At 66.4% G+C, this 16376-nt stretch carries 12 protein-coding genes; 6 read left to right on the top strand and 6 right to left on the bottom strand.

Annotated features, from left to right (window positions below; all coding sequences use genetic code 11):
* Positions 1 to 5 precede the first annotated feature (5 nt).
* Positions 6 to 1601: a xanthine/uracil/vitamin C permease gene (locus AC5STI_RS21460; RefSeq protein WP_495448277.1), complete on the top strand. Its 1596-nt coding sequence runs from the start codon at positions 6 to 8 to the stop codon at positions 1599 to 1601.
* Positions 1602 to 1664: 63 nt separating this feature from the next.
* A complete protein-coding gene (guaD, locus tag AC5STI_RS21455) occupies positions 1665 to 2969 on the top strand; it encodes a guanine deaminase (RefSeq protein ID WP_495448276.1) in 1305 nt (434 codons plus the stop codon).
* Between the two features lie 145 nt (positions 2970 to 3114).
* Here the strand turns inward: guaD and AC5STI_RS21450 are convergent, their stop codons facing one another.
* Together AC5STI_RS21450 and AC5STI_RS21445 are read right to left on the bottom strand one after the other, a co-directional pair.
* The gene (locus AC5STI_RS21450) at positions 3115 to 4479 is read right to left on the bottom strand and encodes a sensor histidine kinase (protein WP_495448275.1); all 1365 of its coding nucleotides are present in this window, start codon (positions 4477 to 4479) and stop codon (positions 3115 to 3117) included.
* The gene (locus AC5STI_RS21445; RefSeq protein ID WP_495448274.1) at positions 4469 to 5140 is read right to left on the bottom strand and encodes a winged helix-turn-helix domain-containing protein; all 672 of its coding nucleotides are present in this window, start codon (positions 5138 to 5140) and stop codon (positions 4469 to 4471) included. Before AC5STI_RS21445 ends, AC5STI_RS21450 begins: the two co-directional genes overlap by 11 nt.
* Before the next feature lie 142 nt (positions 5141 to 5282).
* On the opposite strand from AC5STI_RS21445, the gene AC5STI_RS21440 reads away from it, so the two are divergent.
* Positions 5283 to 6398, top strand: coding sequence for a Do family serine endopeptidase (locus AC5STI_RS21440; RefSeq protein ID WP_495448273.1), 1116 nt, complete (start codon positions 5283 to 5285; stop codon positions 6396 to 6398).
* 245 nt (positions 6399 to 6643) lie between these two features.
* The gene (locus tag AC5STI_RS21435) at positions 6644 to 9184 is read left to right on the top strand and encodes an AMP-binding protein (RefSeq protein ID WP_495448272.1); all 2541 of its coding nucleotides are present in this window, start codon (positions 6644 to 6646) and stop codon (positions 9182 to 9184) included.
* Here AC5STI_RS21435 and AC5STI_RS21430 read toward each other — a convergent pair.
* The 3 genes from AC5STI_RS21430 to AC5STI_RS21420 all read right to left on the bottom strand — a co-directional run bounded on the left by AC5STI_RS21430 (position 9181) and on the right by AC5STI_RS21420 (position 12315).
* Entirely contained in the window at positions 9181 to 10389 is a 1209-nt protein-coding gene (locus AC5STI_RS21430; RefSeq protein WP_495448271.1) for a pyridoxal phosphate-dependent aminotransferase, read from the bottom strand. The genes AC5STI_RS21435 and AC5STI_RS21430 overlap by 4 nt on opposite strands.
* Positions 10390 to 10520: 131 nt before the next feature.
* Positions 10521 to 11408, bottom strand: a complete 888-nt coding sequence (locus AC5STI_RS21425; RefSeq protein ID WP_495448270.1) for a LysR substrate-binding domain-containing protein — start codon at positions 11406 to 11408, stop codon at positions 10521 to 10523.
* Between the two features lies 1 nt (position 11409).
* Positions 11410 to 12315 (bottom strand): LysR substrate-binding domain-containing protein, encoded by a 906-nt coding sequence (locus AC5STI_RS21420; protein WP_495448269.1) that lies wholly within the window; start codon positions 12313 to 12315, stop codon positions 11410 to 11412.
* 138 nt (positions 12316 to 12453) lie between these two features.
* On the opposite strand from AC5STI_RS21420, the gene amaB reads away from it, so the two are divergent.
* On the top strand, positions 12454 to 13956 hold the full coding sequence (amaB, locus tag AC5STI_RS21415; RefSeq protein ID WP_495448268.1) for an L-piperidine-6-carboxylate dehydrogenase: 1503 nt from the start codon (positions 12454 to 12456) through the stop codon (positions 13954 to 13956).
* The gene (locus AC5STI_RS21410) at positions 13946 to 15217 is read left to right on the top strand and encodes an NAD(P)/FAD-dependent oxidoreductase (RefSeq protein ID WP_495448267.1); all 1272 of its coding nucleotides are present in this window, start codon (positions 13946 to 13948) and stop codon (positions 15215 to 15217) included. Before amaB ends, AC5STI_RS21410 begins: the two co-directional genes overlap by 11 nt.
* 30 nt (positions 15218 to 15247) lie before the next feature.
* On the opposite strand, the gene AC5STI_RS21405 is transcribed toward AC5STI_RS21410, so the two are convergent.
* Positions 15248 to 16330: a zinc ABC transporter substrate-binding protein gene (locus AC5STI_RS21405; protein ID WP_495448266.1), complete on the bottom strand. Its 1083-nt coding sequence runs from the start codon at positions 16328 to 16330 to the stop codon at positions 15248 to 15250.
* Positions 16331 to 16376 lie beyond the last annotated feature (46 nt).

Here is a 16376-nt window from a genome sequence, read left to right as displayed (position 1 = left end):
CCGCCATGACCACAGGGCGGAGCTATACGTACAAACTGTTCGCGCGGAATGACTTCAGTGCATTCTGGGCGCTGTTCACCGACAACCTGATCAACCTGATCGTGCTTTCGGGCATCTGTCAGTTTGTGTTCAACATGCCCGCCGACATCGTGTTCGGCCGCATCGTGCCCGGCGCCGCAGTGGCGATCCTGGCCGGTATCGCGGTTTACACCTGGCTGGCCAAGCACACCGCCGAGAAAGAAGGGCGCGACGTGACCGCGCTGCCCTATGGCATATCGACCCCGGTGATGTTCGTCTATCTGTTCGGGGTGATCGGGCCGATCTACTGGTCCACCAATGACGCCATGCTGGCCTGGCAGGTGGGCATTGGCGCGGGCTTTATGGGCGGCATCGTGGCCGCGATGGGCGCCATCGTCGGCCCCTGGCTCAAGCGGGTGACCCCGCGCGCCGGTATGCTGGGCACCTTGTGCGGCATCGCGCTGGTGTTCATCGGCACCGTGCCGCTGGCAACGATCTTTGAAAACCCCTTCATCGGCTTTGCCTCGATGATCATCATCCTGTGGGGCCTGGTCGGCCGCCACCGGCTGCCGTTCAACATTCCCGCCGGTCTGCTGGCGCTGATCGTCGGTACCGTTGTGGCGCTTGGCATGGGCGAGGCTTCGGTGTCTCTGGATGGCGTCGGCGTCTACCTGCCGGTCCCCTACTTCGGTGACCTGATTGCAGGTATCCAGCATCTGTTCGCCAACCCGGAGCTGTTCCTGGTTCTGGTGCCGGTGCAGATCTACAACTTCATTGAAACCATGAACAACGTCGAAAGCGCCGAAGCGGCTGGCGACCACTATCCGGTGGGCCTGTGCCAGGTTACCGATGGTGTCGGCACCATGATCGGTGCGGTCTTCGGCTCGCCGTTCCCGACCACCGCCTATATCGGCCACCCGGCCTATAAGCGGATGGGCGCGCGCTCGGGCTACATCATCGGTGTTGGCCTGGTGATCCCCTTTGCCGCCTTCTTTGGCCTGCTGGCGTTCCTCAACAACCTGATCCCCGTGGCCGCTGCCGCGCCGGTGCTGGTGTTTGTGGCGCTGAGCCTGGTGACCAATACCGCCCATTCAGTGAAGACCGACCACATCGCCGCCGTGACCATCGCGATGATGCCGCATGTCTCTGCCTTCCTAGTGATCAAATGGGGCGCGCTGGCCGGAGCCTTGGGCGCACTGGGTGCCACTGGCATGGCGCAGCTGGGCGATCCGGAGCTGACCGCAGCGCTGCTGCAGCAGGGCGCGCATTACGAAGGCCATCTGGCGCTCAGCCAGGGTGCCATCCTGACCGGCCTGATCTGGGGCGCCATCGTGGCCAGCGTGATCGACGGCGACTTCCGCAACGCGGGCGGCTTTGCCCTGGCGGCGGCGGGGATGTCGCTGGTCGGCGTGATCCACTCTGCCAGCCTGCATTGGCCGGAGTTCAACGGCATCGCCCTGGGCTACCTGATCGCGGCCGGCTTCCTGTTCATCTACCCGATCTTCCACAAGGCGGATGAGCATGAGGAAGAGCCGGAGGACGGTGTGAAACCCCATGTGCCGCATCTGCCGGCGGGCGAATAATCCCAAGTGAAGAGGGGCAGGGGGCCGCGCGTTCCCTGCCTGCGAACCAAGGACATCAAAGACATGACATCGAAACAGACGCTGCTGCGCGGGCGGGTGCTTTCCTTCACCGCCGAGCCGCAAGGCCCCGAGGACACCAGCGCCTATGAGTTCATCGAGGACGGCGCGCTGCTGGTCGCAGACGGCATGATCCTGGCCAAAGGCAGCTATGGAGACCTCGCACAGCAGGCGGCAGGCGCCGAGGTGATCGACCACCGCCCGCACATCCTGATGGCCGGCTTCATCGACACCCACCTGCATTTCCCGCAGGTGCAGGTGATTGCCTCCTGGGGCTCGCAGCTCTTGGAATGGCTGAACAACTACACCTTCCCGGAGGAGGTCCGCTTTGCCGCTGCAGGCCACAGTGCCGAGATGGCCGGGCATTTCTTCGACCTGCTGACCGCGCATGGCACCACCACCGCCGTCGCCTATTGCTCGGTCCACAAAACCTCCGCCGAGGCCTATTTCACCGAGGCCGCCCGCCGCAACATGCGGATGATCGGCGGCAAGGTGCTGATGGACCGCAACGCGCCTGAAGGCCTGCTGGACACGCCGGTCAGCGGTTACGACGACACCAAGGAGCTGATTGCGAAATACCACGGCAAGGGCCGCGGCATGTATGCAATCACCCCCCGCTTTGCCATCACCTCCACCCCCGGTCAGATGGAAATGGCCGGCGCGCTGGTGAAAGAGCACCCGGACTGCTACGTGCAGACCCACCTGTCGGAAAACCATGACGAGATCGCCTTTACCGCCGAGCTCTACCCGCAGGCGCGCGACTATCTGGATGTCTACCAGTCCTATGGGCTGCTGACCGAAAAGATGCTGCTCGGCCACTCGATCCACCTGCAGCCGCGCGAGATCGACGCGCTGGCCGAGACCCAGGCCAAGCCGGTGTTCTGCCCGACCTCCAACCTGTTCCTTGGCAGCGGGTTGTTTGACGATGCAGGCCTGCGCAGCCGCGGCATCACCAATGCGATTGCCACCGACATCGGGGCCGGCACCAGCTATTCCATGCTGCAGACCCTGAACGAGGGCTACAAGGTGCTGCAATTGCAGAACCAGAAGCTGCACCCGCTGCGCGCCTTCCATTGGATCACCCGCGGCAACGCGGTGGCGCTGGGGCTGGAGGATAAGGTGGGCACGCTGGAGGCCGGCACCGAGGCCGATATCGTGGTGCTCGATTCCCGCGCCACGCCGGCGATGGACCTGCGGATGCAGCGGGCCGAGACCCTATCGGAAGAACTGTTTATCCTGCAGACGCTGGGCGACGACCGCTCCATCGCGCAGACCTATGCGGCTGGCAAGCCGATGAAGACGGCGCCATAAAGACGGCGCCCTCAAAAACCGCCGCGCCGGGCTAGGTTTCCTGGCTGCGGCGGATCCCGGTGCCGGTTTCCGGCGGCGGAAAACGGCCAGGAAAAATCGGTTTTTCCTGGCCGGAATTCTTGCAGAATTCCGGTGCCGCGGCGGGCTACGCTGCGAAAATCACCTCCGCCCGCAGGCCGGGTTTTGCGCCGGACAGGCGCAGCCCGGCCCCGTGCAGGCTGGCAATCGCCGCCACCAGGCTCAGCCCCAGGCCGCTGCCCGGCGTGGTCCGGCTCCGCTCCAGCCGGTAAAGGCGGCGCAGCACCTTCTGGTGCTCCGCCTCGGGGATACCGGGGCCGTGGTCGCGAACCGACAGCACCGCCGCCGCCCCGTCCCGGCGCAGCGACAGGCTGATGGCTGTGCCTTCGGGGGTATGGCGCAGCGCGTTTTCAATGAGGTTGGCCAGCAGCTGGCCGAGCAGGGCGCGGTCGCCGGTGACGGTGACCGGCGCATCCGGCAGGCTGAGGCTGAGGCTGCGGTTCTGCTCCTCTGCCGCGGGCTCATAGATCTCGGCAAAGGTGGCGGCGACTTCGCACAGATCCACCGCCTCGAACCGCGACCGCGGCGCGCCGTCCTCCAGCTGGGCGATCTGCAGCAGCGCCTGGAAAGTGCTGGTGATGCCGCGGGTCTCCTCCAGCGCCTTGTCCGCCAGCGCCTGCGCCTCTTGCGGCAGATCCGGCACCTCCTGCAGGCGCGACAGCTGCACCGCCACCCGCTGGATCGGGGTCTTCAAGTCATGCGCGATATCCGCCGAGACCTGCCGCAGCGCCTCGGTCGCCTGCTGCTGCGCCTGCGCCATGCGGTTCACGCTGCGGCCGATGCGGCTGATATCGCCGTGCGTCTGCCCGCTCTCCGGCACCCGCGCGCCAAGGTCGCCGGAAGTGAGCGCCGACAGCGTGCGCTCAATCCCCCGCAAGGAACGGGCCGACCGGCGCGCCAGCAGCACCCCGCCCAGCATCGCCAGGGCGGTTGCCGGCAGCAGGCTGAACAGGAACACCCACAGGAACGTCTGGCGCAGGTCGTCCAGCGGTTTGGCGCTTTGCGCCACGGTCAGCAGGCCGCCGTGGATGTATTCGCTGAGCGAGATGAAGCGGCCGGAAATCTCCACCGGCTCCGGCCCCAGCGCCACCACCCGGAACCCCTCCTGCTGCTGCATGATCGCCGCATTGCCGGCCACCACCCGGCCGCCGGGGCGGCGGTAGCTGAGCAGGCGGCGCTGCGGATCGGTCTCGCGGGTTTCGGCATTGACCAGCGCCGCCAGCGCAGCGGCGGAGGGCGTGGCGCGATAGCCTGCCATGTCCTGAGTCAGGCTCTCCTCGATCGCCTGCCGCTGGGCGCCGTGGGCCACGTAATAGGTGATCCCGAGGCTGAGCGAGCTGGCGGCAACAAACAGCAGCGACAGCCACAGCGACTGCCGCATCGGCGAGGAGCGCAGCAGCACCCGCGCCCGGCGGAGGAGGTCAGCCGGCAATCCGGTACCCCGCGCCGCGCACGGTCTCAATGAGTTCGCTGTCAAAGGGCTTGTCGACCTTGGCGCGCAGGCGGGAGATATGGGTCTCCACCACATTGGTCTGCGGGTCAAAGCTGATGTCCCAGACCGCCTCCAGCAGCATGGTGCGGGTCTGCACCCGGCCTTTGCGGCGCAACAGATGCTCCAGCAGGCGGAATTCGCGCGGCAGCAGCTCGATCTCCTGGCTCGCGCGGGTCACCTTGCGGCGGATCAGATCCATCTCCAGATCGCCCGCCCGCAGCACCGTCTCCTGCTCCTGCAGGCCCGGGCGGCGGGCCAGAGCGGCGACGCGGGCGGCCAGCTCGCCAAAGGCAAAGGGCTTGACCAGGTAGTCATCCGCCCCGGCCTCCAGCCCCTCGATCCGGTCATTCACGCCGCTCAGCGCCGTCAGCATAATGGCGGGCGTGCGCACGCCTGCACCGCGCAGGGTCTTGATCAGGCTCAGCCCGTCCAGACCCGGCAGCATCCGGTCGATGATCAGCACGTCATACTCCGCCGCCGTGGCCTGCAGCAGGCCCTCGCGCCCGTCGGTGACGAGATCGGCGGTATGCCCTTCCTCGCGCAGCCCGGCCTGCACATAGGGGCCGGTGGTAGCGTCATCTTCGATCACCAGGATTTTCAAAGCCTTCTCCCGTGTTTTAACCGTGCCGCTAATACTCCCGAACGCGGCTCTGCGCACATTACAGATCTGTATAGAAGGCGTCAGGCGGTTGAAATCCAAGCCTTCCATCTGGCTTGCATCACTTCAACGCAAGGAGACGAAGATGTCCAATCCTGCCACCGCCCCCAAGAGATTTGCCTTTGGCCTGACCGCAGCCGCCTCGGCCGCTGCCATGCTCGCGATGGCCCCGGCACCCGCGCTGGCGGTGCCTGCCGGCGGCTACGCCGATCTGGTCGAGACCGTCGCGCCCGCCGTTGTCTATGTCGAGGTCACCGGCAAGGCGCAGCCCGTATCGGACCGGCAGGCCTTCCCGAATGACCAGTTCATGGAAGACTTCATGCGCCGCTTCGGCGGCCGCCTGCCGCAGCAGCCGGAAAGCCGTCCGATGAAGGGCGCAGGCTCGGGCTTTGTCATTGCCGAAGAGGGGCTGATCGTCACCAACAACCACGTGATCGACAACGCCCAGACGGTGACTGTGACCCTGGCCGACGGCAGCGTGCATGACGCCACCGTTGTCGGCAGCGACCCGCTGACCGATATCGCCCTGCTCAAGGTGGAGGCGGACGCGCCGCTGCCGGTGGTGGAATTCGGCTCCTCCGAAGAGCTGCGGGTCGGTGATGAGGTGCTTGCCATGGGCAGCCCGTTCGGCCTGTCGGGCACGGTGACCTCGGGCATCGTCTCAGCCACCTCGCGCAACATCAACTCCGGGCCGTTTGACGACTTCATCCAGACCGATGCGGCGATCAACCGGGGCAACTCCGGCGGGCCGCTGTTCAATGCCGAAGGCGAGGTCGTCGGGGTCAACACCGCGATCTATTCGCCCGGCGGCGGCTCGGTCGGGATCGGTTTTGCGGTGCCCTCGGACATGGTGCAGAAGATCGTTGCCGACCTGGAAGATGACGGCGAGATCACCCGCGGCTGGCTGGGTGTGCAGATCAAGCCGCTGTCGGAGGACGCCGCCAATGTGCTGGGCCGCGAGGCCGGCAAGGGCGTGGTGATTGAAGGCGTGGAGGCGGACAGTCCGGCGGCCAAGGCGGGGCTGAAGCCCGGGGATGTGGTACTTCGCTTTGGCGGTGCCGCGGTTGATGAGCTGCGCGACCTGACCGCTGCGGTTGCGATGAACGCCCCGGGTGAGGCCGCGCAGATCGAGGTGCTGCGCCAAGGCAAGGAGCTCACGCTGGACGTGACCCTGGGCGACCGCTCCGGCCAGGACGCCTGATCTGAACGCTTACCGTCGCACGCCCTTCACTCCTGCCGGGAAACCGGCGGGAGTGACCGCATTTGATGCACGGGGCGGCCGCCTGGCACTGCCGTTCCGGCACGATCCCATATTTACCATAATGTTGATTACACAGATCAGCCACGCCCGCGGGGCAGCGTGCGAATACGCGGTGCACCCCGCCTCCATCAATAATTGACAAAATTTGTAAATTATCTTACCCGGCCCGCTCGAAGGAGTTCCGGATGTTTTTTGACCTCGAAAATTTGCGCGCTTTTGGCCCTCGGGTTTGCCTTTCGGCGGCGGACGGAACCCGCCTGTCCTATGCCGCCTTGGCCGATGCCGCTGCACAGTTTGCCGCCCTGCTGCCGCAGGACCGGCGGCTGATCGCGGTCGAGGCTGCACCAGATCCCGAGGCCATCAACGCCTATCTTGGCGCCCTCGCTGCGGGCCATGCGGTGATGCCGCTGCCCGAGGGCGACGAGGCGACGGCTGTCCGGCTGGAGGAACGCTTCCGCCCCGCCGCCAGTTTCCGCCGCATTGGCGGCAGCTGGCAGCTGCTGGGCCATGCGCATGAACCAGCCGCCATTCATCCGGAGCTGGCGCTGCTCCTGCAAACCTCCGGCAGCACCGGCCATGGCCGCGGCGTGCGGCTGTCCGGCACCGCCGTGGATGCCAATGCCCGCGCCATCGCGGAATATCTCCAGATCCAGCCCAAAGACCGTGCCGCGCTGATCCTGCCGCTGCATTATTCCTACGGTCTCTCAGTGCTGCACTCGCATCTGGCGGCCGGCGCCAGTCTCTGGCTCGCGCCCGGCTCGGTGCTGGACGCCGGTTTTTCCGATGCGCTACAGGCCTCGGGCGCCACCAGCCTGGCGGGCGTGCCGCACCACTTCCGCCTGCTGGACAGCGCGGGCCTGTCCCATGCGCTGCCGGAAAGCATCAAGACCCTCACCGTCGCAGGCGGCGCCATGGAGCCGGATCAGGTCCGCACTTGGGCCAGCCGGATGCAGGCGCGTGCCGGGCGGTTCTTTGTCATGTACGGCCAGACCGAGGCCACCGCCCGGATCAGCTATCTGCCACCGGAGCTGGCTCTGGATAATCCGGGCGCCGCAGGCCGCGCCATTCCCGGCGGACGCCTGCTGCTGCGCGATGCCGGCGGCACGGAAATCACCGCGCCCGAGGGCGAAGGCGAGCTGATCTACCAGGGCCCGAACGTGATGATGGGCTATGCCGAAGTCAGCGCCGATCTGGCCAAGGGCCCGGAGCATAGCGAACTAGCCACCGGCGACCTGGCCCGCCGCGATGCAAACGGTCTCTATCACATCACCGGGCGGCTTTCGCGCATGTCCAAGATTGCCGGCCTGCGCATCGGCCACGACGCCATCGAGCGCGCCTTGGCCGCCCAGGGGCATGAGGCCGCGGTCTGGGGCGACGATGCCCGCATCTCCATCGCCATCTGCGGGGCAGACGACGGCATCGCCGCGCTGGCCGCCAAGCTGACCGGCGTCGGCCAGCAGCATTTCACGGTGATCCCGCGCACCTCCCTGCCCCGGCGCGCCAATGGCAAGATCGACTATCCGGCGCTCAAGGCGCAATCCGCCAAGCCGAAACCGGCCAAGGGTGTGCTGGCCGCCTTCCAGGCCGCCTTTGCGCCGCAGACCGTGGGCCGTAATGACAGCTTTGCCTCGCTCGGCGGCGACTCCTTGCGCCATGTGGAGCTGTCGCTGGCGCTGGACGAGGCCCTGGGCGGCGCCCCCGCCGGCTGGGAAGAGATGCAGATCAAGGATCTGGAACAGGCCGCCCCGGCACCCGCCGCCAGCCTGCCCTTTGATCTGGTGGCCCGGGTGGTTGCCATCCTCGCGGTGGTGGTGGCGCACCAGACCTTCTGGCCGGTCTACGGCGGTGCCGCGGCGATGGTGATCCTGATGGGGATGAGCGTTGCCGGCTTCCGCTGGCAGGCATTGAAATCCGGCGACATGCGCAGTTTCTTCAAACCAGTGGCGGCGGTTCTGATCCCCTATTACCTGATCCTGGCGGGCTATGCCGTGGCCTGGGAGCAGGTGCCCTGGGCCTCGGTCTTCCTGGCAGGCAACTTTGCCCTGACCACGCCCGAAACTCATCTGATGCTGCCGTATCTTTACTGGTTCATCGAGGCCTATCTGCAGATGACCCTGCTGGTGGCGCTGCCCTTTGCGCTGCCGCCAGTGCGGCGCTGGCTGGTGCGCCAAGGCGCCTTCCGCGCGGGCCTGTGCTTCCTATCGTTTGCCGTTGCCATCCGCCTGATTGCACCGGAGGTCTGGCAGATCGGCGGGCGGGGGCAGTTCACCGTGCCTTGGGTGTTCTACCTCTTTGCCCTCGGCTGGTGCATCACTGCCGCCAGCACGCTGGGGCAGCGGCTGCTGGTGCTGGCTGCGGCTTGCGTGATCATGCCCGCAGCCGCCTATCTGGGCGGCAACTGGTATGGCGGCTGGATCAAATACATGTGGCTCCTGGCGCTGATCGCCGGGCTGCTGTTCATCACCCGCCTGCCGGTGCCGCGGCTTGCCGCCCGCCCGCTGATGCGGCTGGCGCAGGCGGCCTTCCCGATCTACCTGCTGCACCGGTTTGTGCCGGAGCTGCTGATGCCGATGATCGGGCTGGAGGGCCGCAGCCCGCTGAACGACGCGCTGGCGATCTTTGGCGGCATCGCCCTGGGCCTCGCTGCAGCTGCCCTGCAGCGCCAGCTGGTGCAGGCCTGGTCCAGCGCCCGCTCGCGCCGTCAAATGGCAATGGCGCAGGCCTAGGCCAGCGCCGCCACCGCCCGGCCGATCCGGGCCAGCGCCTCGCGCAGCTCCGCTTCGGAGGTCGCGTAGGAAATCCGGAAATAGGGCGAAATGCCAAAGGCGCGGCCCGGCACCACCGCCACATGATGCTGACCCAGCAAATGGGCACAGAAATCCGCGTCCGTCTCCAGAACCGTTCCCTCCGGCGTGCGCTTGCCCAGAACACCCGCGCAATTGGCGAATGTGTAGAACGCGCCCTCCGGCACCGGGCAGCTGATGCCTTCCATGCAATTGAGCGCCTCCACCACCAGATCGCGCCGCGCCTGAAAACTGGCCTGCCGCTCTGCCAGCACCCCCTGCGGGCCATTCAGCGCCGCCGCCGCAGCAGCCTGCGAAATCGAGGAGGGGTGCGAGGTCGATTGCGACTGCACCACCTTCATCGCATCGATCAGCGCCTTCGGCCCGCCCGCATAGCCCAGCCGCCAGCCGGTCATCGCATAGGCCTTGGAGACGCCGTTGACCGTCAGCACCCGGTCCTTCAGCCGCGGCTCCACCTGCGCGGGGGTGGCAAATTCAAAGCCGCCATAGGTGATGTGCTCGTACATGTCATCGGCCATCAGCCAGACATCCGGGTGCCGCAGCAGCACCTCCAGCAGCGAGCGGTAGTCCTCGGCACTATAGGCAGCGCCTGCCGGGTTAGAGGGCGAGTTCAGCAGCAGCCAGCGGGTGCGCGGGGTGATCGCCGCCTCCAGCTTCTCCGCGGTCAGCCGGAAGCCGGTGCCGTCCCCGCAGGGCACCAGCACCGGCTCGCCGCCGGCAATGCGGATGATGTCGGAGTAGGACGTCCAGTAGGGCGTGGGCACAATCACCTCATCGCCGGGGTTGAGGCTGGCCATGAAGGCATCAAACAGGATCTCCTTGGCGCCGGTGCCCGCGATGATCTCATCCAGCGCATAGTCCAGCCCATTGTCGCGCTGGAACTTCGCCTGGATTGCCTGCCGCAGCGCCAGCGTGCCGCCAAGCGGGGTGTATTTGGTCTCCCCCGCCCGCATCGCCGCGGCGGCGGCCTCCTTGATGTGGTCCGGCGTGTCGAAATCCGGCTCTCCTGCACCGAGGATGATCACCGGCGCGCCCTGACGCTTTAACTCAGCCGCCTTGGTGCCGATGGTGAGGATTTCGGACACCTCAAGCGGGTCAAGACGGGCAGCGCGGCGGAATTCGGCCATGGCAAAGGCTCCCTGCTGGTTTTGGCACAGCCAGATTGAAACGACAGCTGCAGGAAGGAAAACCAGTCGGCTTCGACCGCATCCATTCCTGTTTGTCATAACTGCCTGGCCTATCGGCCAGGCGAAACAACTCAATCCGGCCTAGTCCGCAATTGCTTGCGCATCCAGGCTTCCAGCTTCTGCACCGCCTCCGGCACCGGCCCGTGCGGGCGCACCAGGTAATAGCGCTTGCGCGACACCAGCGCGGGCCCCGGTATGCGCAGCAGAACCCCTGCCGCAATCTCCCGCGCCACCATGTCATAGGGAACGATTGCCGCCCCCAGCCCCGCCGCCGCCGCCGCAATCACCATTGAGTGCTGGTCGAAATAGCGCCCGTCCTGCCGCGGCGCGCCGGCCAGCCCGGCCCGCTCGAACCACTCCGCCCAGGACCCCGCCCGGCTCTCCAGATGCAACAGCGGAGCCTGTGCCAGATTTGCGGCCAGCTCCAGCTGATGGGCGGCATAGAAGCCGGGTGCACAGACCGGCACCATCTCCTCGCCGAACAGCGGCGCCATATGGGTGCCCGGCCAGTTGTCGAGCCCGTAATGCACCGCCAGGTCGAAGTTTTCCCGGGCAAAATCAAACGGCTCCAGCCGGGTGGAGAAGCTCAGCTCCACCTCCGTATGGCGCTGAAAGAAATCCGGCAGCCGCGGGATCAGCCACAGGTTGGCAAACGCCGGCAGCACCGCAATCCGCAAGGCCGAGCGCCCGGCCCCGGCGGCGGCGGCCTTTTGCAAGGTTGCGCGCAGCCCCGCCAGATCCAGCTCCAGATCCGCCGCCAGCCCCTGCCCCGCAGGCGTCAGCACCACGCCGCGCCCGGCCCGCTGGAACAGGTCGAAGCCAAGGTCCGCCTCCAGCTCCTTCACCTTCTTGCTGACCGCGCTTTGCGTGAGGCCCAGCTCCTCACCGGCAGCAGTGAAACTCTGATGCCTTGCAGCGCTCTCGAAGCAGCGCAGATGTGTCAGGCTCGGCAGGCGCATCTCAATTCTCCTCCAGCTGCGACAGCAGCCATTCGCGGAACTTGATCAGCGGATACTCCTCTGCATGTTCCGCAGGCCAGACCAGGAAATACTCGCCCAGGCTCACCGCCGCGCCCTCCATCGCCAGCGCCAGCCGCCCTTGCGCAATCTCATTCTCCGCCAGGAAATCCGGCAGCAAGGCTACCCCCAGCCCATGCACCGCGCCCTGTGTCATGGCGGAAGACTGGTCAAAAAGCATCCCCCGAAGCTTGGCCGCCGGCACATCATGCAAATGAAACCACTGCTCCCAGCAATCGGGATGGGTTTCCAGATGCAGCAGCGGATACTCCAGCAGCTCCGCCGGGCGGGAGACCGGCCCCTCCATCAGCCCCGGCGCGCAGACCGGCAGCACATGTTTCGGCATCAGGGGCAGATACTCCACCCCTGGCCAGTCGCGGGTGCCGTAGTGGATCGCCGCCTGTGCCGTCCCCGCGTCAAAGCTGAACGGCAGGTTATGCGTATGCAGGTTCACCGTGATGCCGGGATGCGCCGCGGCAAACTCCCTCAGCCGCGGCGCCAGCCAATGCAGGCCAAAGGACGGCAGGATCGACAGGGTGAAACTGCCGCCGTCCGGATTGGCCCTAAGCTTGACCGAGGCCTGCGCCAGCCGGGTCAGGATCGCCCGCGCCTCCTTGGCAAAGCCGGTGCCCGCCGGCGTAAGCTGCATCCGCATCTGGTCGCGGGCGATCAGGTCCACCCCCATCTGCTCCTCCAGCTGCTTCAGCTGGCGGCTGATGGCGCTCTGCGTCAGCGACAGGTCCTCCGCCGCGGCAGAGGCGCTGCCGAGCCGGTCCACCGCCTCCAGCGCCAGCAGAGAGGGGATTGAGGGCAGGAAACGGCGCGGTGCAATCATATGATGATAACTCATGGGTGCAGGATTTACTTTCATTAGCAATCCGGCCCGCAAGGTGCAATTTCTATATCAGACCTATGCCCGGCGGGACATTCCGGGAGATCACCCTAAAGTTTTCCTCATGCCCCGCCCTCGCACCGAAAGGACGCTGATATGCCCCATTCCGACATCCTCGCCGCTGCCGGCCTGACCCAAGCCGAGCTGAACGGCGGCAGCCTGACCGTCACCACGCCGGTGGACGGCAGCGAAATCGCCCGCCTGAAAACCCACAGCACGGCCGAGGCCGAAGCGCAGATCGCCGCCGCCAAGGATGCCTTCAAATCCTGGCGCCTGGTCCCCGCCCCGCGCCGCGGCGAGCTGGTGCGGCTCTTGGGCGACGAGCTGCGCAAGGAGAAGGAAAACCTGGGCCGCCTCGTCACCCTGGAATGCGGCAAGATCTATCAGGAAGGCTTGGGCGAAGTGCAGGAGATGATCGACATTTGCGACTTCGCGGTCGGTCTCTCGCGCCAGCTCTATGGCCTCACCATCGCCTCGGAACGCCCCGGCCATGCGATGCGCGAAACCTGGCACCCGATGGGCACCTGCGGCATCATCACCGCCTTCAACTTCCCGGTTGCGCCCTGGTGCTGGAACGCGGCGCTGGCGCTGGTCTGCGGCGACCCGGTGATCTGGAAACCCTCGGAGAAGACCCCGCTGACCACGCTGGCGGTGCAGAAGATCTGCGACCGCGCCATGGCGGCCTTTGGCGAGGACGCCCCGGAGGGCCTGATCCAGGTGCTGATCGGAGAGCGTGATCTAGGCGAGGTGCTGACCGCCTCCAAGGACGTTGCCATCATCTCCGCCACCGGCTCGGTGCCGATGGGCAAGGCGGTTGCGGCCGATATGTCAAAACGCCTGGGCCGCACTATTCTGGAGCTTGGCGGCAACAACGCGATGATCGTCGCGCCGTCGGCCGATCTGGAAATGGCCCTGCGCGCCATCGTGTTCTCCGCTGTCGGCACCGCCGGCCAGCGCTGCACCTCCCTGCGCCGGCTGATTGTGCATGAAGACATCTATGACCAGCTGATCCCGCGCCTGATCAAAGCTTATGAGGGCCTGCCCATCGGCGACCCGCTGGCAGACGGCACCCTGGTCGGCCCGCTGATCGACCGCCACGCCATGGACGCGATGCTGCGGGCGTTGGAGCGCGCCCAGGGTGAAGGCGGCACCGTGCATGGCGGCGGCCGCGCCCTGACGGACAGCTTTGCCAACGCGGCCTATGTGCATCCCGCCATCGTTGAGATGCCCGCCCAAACGAAGATCATGCACACCGAAACCTTCGCCCCGATCCTCTATGTGGTGAAATACGCTGACCTGGATCAAGCCATTGAAATGCAGAACGAAGTGCCGCAAGGCTTGTCTTCCTGCATCTTCTCCACCGACGTGCGCGAAACCGAATATTTCCTCTCGGCAGCGGGCTCCGACTGCGGTATTGCCAACGTGAACATCGGCCCCTCCGGCGCGGAAATCGGCGGCGCTTTCGGGGGCGAGAAGGAGACGGGCGGCGGCCGCGAGAGCGGCTCCGACGCCTGGAAAGGGTACATGCGCCGGCAGACCAACACCGTGAACTACTCACGCGAGCTGCCGCTTGCTCAGGGGATCAAGTTTGACATCTGATCTGGCGTCCAGCCTCTGGCACCAAACTTGCCAGGAAAACCCCGCCTTCCCGGAATTTTCCGGGGAGGCAGCGGCCGATCTGGTTGTGATCGGCGGCGGCTACACCGGCTGCGCGGCAGCTTTGAAAGCCGCAGAACTCGGCGCCTCGGTCCGCCTGATCGAGGCGGAGGTGATCGGCTGCGGCGGCTCCGGCCGCAACGTGGGGCTGGCCAACGCGGGCCTTTGGCTGCCGCCCGAAGACATCAACGCCGCGCTGGGGCCGGAGACCGGCAGCCGCCTATCCTCCCTGCTGGCGGGCGCCCCCGGGATGGTGTTCTCGCTGATCGAAAAACACGCCATCCACTGCGAGCCGGAGCGCAGCGGCACCCTGCATTGCGCCCATGCGCCCGGCGGCCTGAAAGACCTGCAGCGCCGCCACGCCCAGCTCACCGCCATCGGCGCGCCGGTGGAGCTGCTCTCCCGCGAGGAAGCCATTCAGCGCACCGGCTCCGAAGCCGTGCACGGCGCCCTGTTCGATCCGCGCGCCGGGACCATCCAGCCGCTGGCCTATGTCCGCGGCCTCGCCCGCGCTGCCGCGGCAGCCGGTGCGCAGCTGCACAGCGGCACGCCTGCCAACAGCATTGCCCGCAATGGCAGCGGCTGGCAGGTCACCACCCCCAAGGGCAGCCTGCGCGCGAAACACCTGATCATGGCGACCAACGCCTATGCCCGCGAAATCACCGGCTATGACGCGCCGCAGGTGATCCCGGTGCATTATTTCCAGGCCGCCACCGATCCATTGCCCGCACCCCTTCTGGAGAAGATCCTGCCAAACAAGGAAGGCTGCTGGGACACCGCGCTGGTGATGTCGTCGTGGCGGCTGGATCAGGCCGGGCGGCTGGTGATCGGCGGCATGGGTGCGCTCAACCACTTCGGCAGCGCCCTGCACCGCAGCTGGCTGCCCCGCAAACTGGCGGCGCTGTACCCGGACCTGAATGACACGCGGCTCCACAGTCACTGGCACGGCCGTATCGCCATGACCACCGAACACCTGCCGAAGATCCTGGATCTGCAGGGCGGTTTTGCCTGTTTTGGCTATTCCGGCCGCGGTATCGGCCCCGGCACCCTGTTCGGCACCGCCATGGCAGAGGCGCTGTTGACCGGCGACCGATCCCGCCTGCCGGTGCCGCCGGTGCGCGATCACGCGATCCCCTTTGCGGGCCTGCGCAGCGCATATTACGAGACCGGCGCCACGCTCACCCACCTGATCAGCGACCGATGAAAAAGGCGGGCCGAATGGCCCGCCGTACTCTCACTCGCAGCCGGCAATCGCCGTCCCGATCTCCTGCAGCAGCGCCGGGTAGAACTGCGGCCCCGGCTCCAGCTTGGCGCCCAGCGGATCCAGCACGGCGGTGCCCGCACCGGTGCCGTCCAGCACCGTGGCAACCACGCCTGGATTGAACTGCGGCTCAGAGAACACGCAGGACACTTTCAGATCAGCCACCACGTCACGCACCTCGGCAATCCGCGCCGGGCTCGGCTTGGCGGCATCGCTGATCGAAATCGCACCCGCCGCGTTCAGGCCAAATCCGCGCTCGAAATACTGGTAGGCATCGTGGAACACGATGAACTGCTTGGCCCGGAACGGTTCCAGCTGGGCCGAGATGCTGGCCACGGCCTCTGCAATCTCCTGCTTGCCGGCTTCGGCATTGGCCTTGTAGGCGGCAGCATTGTCCGGGTCATGCTCTGCCAGTTCTTCGGCGATCACATCCAGCCAGGCCTGGGCATTGGCCGGCAGCAGCCAGGCATGCGGATCGGCGCCCTCGTGGCGGTGCCCATCCGCATCCACGTGGTCCTCATGATCATCATGGTCCGCATGGCCGTCATGACCTTCGGCGTGCTCTTGATGACCGTGGCCGTCGTGATCATCATGGCTGGCATGCTCCTCGTGACCATGGTCATCGTGGCCCTCATGATCCGCGTGGCCGTCATGATCTTCGTGCTCGCCGTGGCCCGCATGCTCCTCATGCGCATGCGCCTCGAACCGGGCGCCTTCGCGGAACGGCAGCACTGTTGTGCCCTCGGCTTCCAGCAGCTCTACCCGGTGCGCGCCGCCAGCCAGCTCTTCCAGCGGCCCTTCCAGCCAAGGGGTCAGCGCCTCACCCAGCCAGAACACCACATCCGCCTGATCCAGCGCCCGTGCCTCAGAAGGGCGCATCGAGTAGCCATGCGGCGAAGCGCCGGGCGGCACCACTAGCGCAGGCTCGCCCAGCCCCTGCATCACCCGGGCCACAAGACCATGAACCGGTGGAATGTCCGCCGCGACCTTGGGCACCTCCGCCCAGGCAGCCCCTGTTCCTGCCATCAATGCAGCCACTGCTACCGCGTTCCGCATTTCGTCCTCCGATGTAACTTTATAACATTTGCCCGGGTTGATAAAC

The sequence above is a fragment of the Leisingera sp. CC-HEC096 genome (assembly GCF_059429235.1).
This window is presented reverse-complemented; position numbering and strand designations above follow the sequence as displayed.